Source organism: Enterococcus sp. 4E1_DIV0656 (genome assembly GCF_002140695.1).
In the GTDB taxonomy this organism is placed as follows: domain Bacteria; phylum Bacillota; class Bacilli; order Lactobacillales; family Enterococcaceae; genus Enterococcus_D; species Enterococcus_D entomosocium.
Window position 1 is genome coordinate 808,679 of record NZ_NGLF01000001.1, and the last position, 3,999, is coordinate 812,677.

The 3,999-nt window shown below is 33.3% G+C and carries 2 protein-coding genes and 1 pseudogene; all 3 read right to left on the minus strand.

Annotated features, from left to right (window positions below; translation table 11 throughout):
* Positions 1-1,287 precede the first annotated feature (1,287 nt).
* On the minus strand, positions 1,288-1,902 hold the full coding sequence (locus tag A5882_RS03860; RefSeq protein ID WP_008381639.1) for a hypothetical protein: 615 nt from the start codon (positions 1,900-1,902) through the stop codon (positions 1,288-1,290).
* A gap of 556 nt (positions 1,903-2,458) precedes the next feature.
* Positions 2,459-3,310, minus strand: coding sequence for a helix-turn-helix domain-containing protein (locus A5882_RS03865; protein ID WP_086372439.1), 852 nt, complete (start codon positions 3,308-3,310; stop codon positions 2,459-2,461).
* Between the two features lie 270 nt (positions 3,311-3,580).
* A pseudogene (locus tag A5882_RS03870) lies at positions 3,581-3,999 on the minus strand (hypothetical protein); the annotation flags it as partial.

Here is a 3,999-nt window from a genome sequence, read left to right on the forward strand (position 1 = left end):
ATTATTAAATATTTAATTCACAAATTAATATACGGGTTAAACCAGGTTTAAGGTCAATGCCTTTTTTTCAAAAAAAAACTACAAAATAAAAAAAAATTCAAAAACAGACTTGTAAATGCTGATTTATTAGGCGTTTTCCGGAAAATAAATTAAAATGATCTTTCTTAATTTTTATAAATTAGCATTTATAATAATCAACAGTCTTATTATTTCCTTTCCCACTTGAAATATATTGAACAATTGATTTAATAAACTCAGCTCTATAGAATCCTTCTCTCTTAACACGTACAATGTACTTTCTGATTGCTTTCAATATCAACTTCTAGCAATCCGTCAAAAATAATCTGAGCGCTCGCCACTTTTTTTCTAGAGGAGCTTTTTGATTTACCGATAGGTTGAATGATAATCCCATCTTTCATTACGTTTGTTGAATTTTGTTCAAAAAACAATACAAAATACGCAACGGTAGTTACGTATTGTTACATATGTTCTTTCCGCAACAATTAAAGTGTCTCTATTTCTATAAACTTTCTTTTTAAATGAACAATATTTTGTATATCAATAGACACAAAACGAAAGCTACGTGCTTCAATTGTCATAAAAAAAGAGGGTCCAGAAACTAGTCATTTTCTGAACACTCTTTTAATAGTTTCATAATGCACATTCCATTATCCGAAATTTATTTTTGCGCAACATATTTAGCTGCCAATAATGATTTGTATATTTCATTCGGCAAAAAATCCATGGAGTATACTCTACTGTTCTCTGAAATAATACCTTTTTGATCTAGTTATTGAATTACTTAAGGAGTTATGAAATAAGTAACTAAAAAGGATCAAAACCTTTTAAGTTTCTGTTCACTTTTGATGAGCTGTTCTAATACTCACAAATCTGATTTTTAAGTGAACAATGAGTTGTATCCGATTCTATAGATACAAAAATAAGCTACTCGTTCAGAAAATAAACGAGTAGCCTTGAACTGCCAAAATCTCTAAGGTGTACATTCTTTAATTTTGTAAAAAATGATTATTGATACAAGAGAATTTCCTTAACAATTTTGATTGAATCTACCATAAAAAACGATCTTCCTACTTAAGTACATAAAAAAGGTATCTAGAGAGGATTCATTTTCTAGATACCTTTCTTTATAAATAGTTCCCAGCGAAAGGAAACATTGCTCCTAAAATATAAGCGTATGTTCACTCGTTTTTCTATTATACACTCAAAAAATTATTCAAGCAGCACGACTATTGCAGGGAAAACCGAATCTATCTTAGAGATTCTATGCTATTTTGCTTTGTTTGCTTCATCGACAGCTTGTTGCGCTTTTTCCTTACTTCCATTGCTGTCATTAGCTTTACTAATTGCGGCTTGCAGTTCACTGTCCACTTGACTCAACGCATCATTGGTATTATCGACGTCTATGGAGCTATCGCTTAAACCGGCGTCCGCAGCAACTGCGTTCGCATAATCCTTTAGCTTCGTATTTGCAGATTCTAAATCTTTTGCATATTGCGCTACCTTATTAACATTGGCGTTCGCACCACTTACAGCAGCAGAAGCTTCACTATTTTGGGCTTGCACGTTTTCGATTGTTTCATTGGCCGCTTGTAAATCACTTTCCGCTTTTGCTTTTGCTGCTTCAGCTTCCGCTTTTTCTTGGACTAGTTGTGCTATTTGGGCTTTTTGACCTTTAATCTCTATCCCCAAAGCGCTTAAAACTTGTGCAATTCTTATGGAATCGTCTTTTGTCCCCAAAAAATGAAACGTCGTTGCAATCGCTGCATAGGCGCCCACACTAAATGAAAAGATCATTCCCAGTGCAGCAAGAGCTAGGACACACCCTTTCTTATGCTCTTCAATATACCTTCCGATCCTTGTTTGTTTCCTTCTTTCTCTCATACACTTCTTCCCTCTCTCATTTTAATTATTTATACTTCTATCTTTCGATAGTTTTTTTATATTGTTTGCTAACTTAGACGATGATAGTCGCTACTCACTCTCTCATTACCCTTTGTTGAACAGCAACTAAAATAAACTCAGTTACAAATCGACTCCATCCCATCCATAATTGAAAAATGGCCAATGTCAATGTCCTAGATTTGATTACAAAGTAAATCATCAGAAAACCAGTTCTGTCGGAACACTATTGTGACATTAAGCACAATGTATAGTTTATCAAACCTCGTTTGTTCGAATCATTTTGGTCTGGTATTTCGGACTTTCCAGATTTGCTGAATTCCACTTTCCTTTTATAAACCTATGAAAATAAGCAATAAAAAAAAGAGTTCAAAAACGTTTTAGTTTTTTGAACCTTTGCTTCTGTAATCCCCTATACTTTTTGAACTATATTTACACAAAGCGCCTATCTATGAGTCACCTTGCATGGCGCTGTCTTAAACATTATATTTAGTAGCTTCTAACTTCAACATAGATTTAATACACTGGAATCAGCATGTTACTCCAACAATAACGAGAACATTTTTGATAAAGGTGCTTGATCTAGTTCAATCATGATGTCTAGCATTCTTGTTGCCATTGTTCTTCCCTGCTCCTCATTGACTGTCCTCATAATCAGTAATCCTTCAAAAAATTTGTACAGTGTTCTCGAAAAAAAGTCTTGGAAACTGGTGGATAACAACCCCAATTGGGTAAGTAAAACTTCTGCAAACTCATACTGCTTTTTTACAAATGTATATTCAATAATATTAATCAGGAGACCACAATATACTTCTCTGCCTTTCTCAAATTGAATGTAATACTCCAGCAGTTTAGAAACTCTTTTAAAAAAGATAAATATAAATTCGTGATCTAAAAAATCTAGTGTATTGGCAAATAAATGTATTTCTTGAAGCGTCCAGCTTTCAATCCCCATTAAATAGGACAAAATCAGTTGCTTATCTTCTTCTAAAACGGCAGCGGTATTGTATACTCCATAAACTTCTAAATGCTGTAAAATTCTTATTCTCGAGCGTACCTCAGCCACTCTGATCGCATTTATTTGTCCTGATTTTCTTTCTAGTTCTTTTAAAAGTAACGCTAATCCTTTTATGTCTTGCTTATTAGATAGGTTGGCGTAATTATAAGTGTAATGATTTTGTTCATTTAATTTATAGCCATTGGCAATAAACAAGAACTCGCTAATATCCATAGACAAGTTTTCTAATATCTTAATAAGGACATCAGAAGATATATTATGTTTTCCTTTTTCAAATTCAATCGCATATGATTTTGAGATAATATTTCTATAGACTTCTTTTTGACTAAATCCTTTTTTTAGCCGTATTTCTCTAATCGTTTCTCCAAACATGCATTATCCCTCTCTAAAAACGTGATACATTTCTAAATAAAACTGAGTAATACTAAAGTGCATATCATAAAAAACCATTTCATAAATTATTCTCCTTTTTCTATTTTTGATGTTCTATGGCACCTAAAGATTATGCTTTCACTGAGAATCTAGACAAAGACTGATCACAATAGCTTCAGTCTTTGCCTATTTTGATTTCTATACAGTTTCTGCGTACCCGGCAGATGACGTTTGGAGAAAATTATTATCCAAATCAATTAATTAAATTGATTAGTTCTTTGTTTTCTTCACTCTTATGCTAACTACACCTAGGACACTTATAACTAAAAAACCTACAGCTTGTAAAATATTGGAAAATAGCGTACTTTCACCAGTCTTTGGGAAAGTATGACCGTTGTTTTTAGATAAAATATTAGAAAAAGCAGTGTCTTTTTTGATAGCTCTCATGGGAACGCTTTTTTTAGCTGAACTTAAAAACCTAACAGGTTTCGCTACAACATCCGTTTTTGTCTTTTCTTTTGATGTTGATCCATTTGTTCGGTTCGATCCTTTTCCACTAGTTTCGGCTATCCTTGTATCTTCTTCGGGCTGTGTTGCTTCTGTTGTGGTTGGTACAGCCTCTTTTGTGATCGTTGTCGGATCTGTTGTTGTTGGTTGTTCTACAGTTGCTCCAACAGTCATTCCCGTTT

Excerpts from the sequence above, each read along its gene's own strand:
- A5882_RS03860 (WP_008381639.1), bottom strand. The coding sequence starts at position 1,902 with ATGAGAGAAAGAAGGAAACAAACAAGGATCGGAAGGTATATTGAAGAG.
- A5882_RS03865 (WP_086372439.1), bottom strand. The coding sequence starts at position 3,310 with ATGTTTGGAGAAACGATTAGAGAAATACGGCTAAAAAAAGGATTTAGT.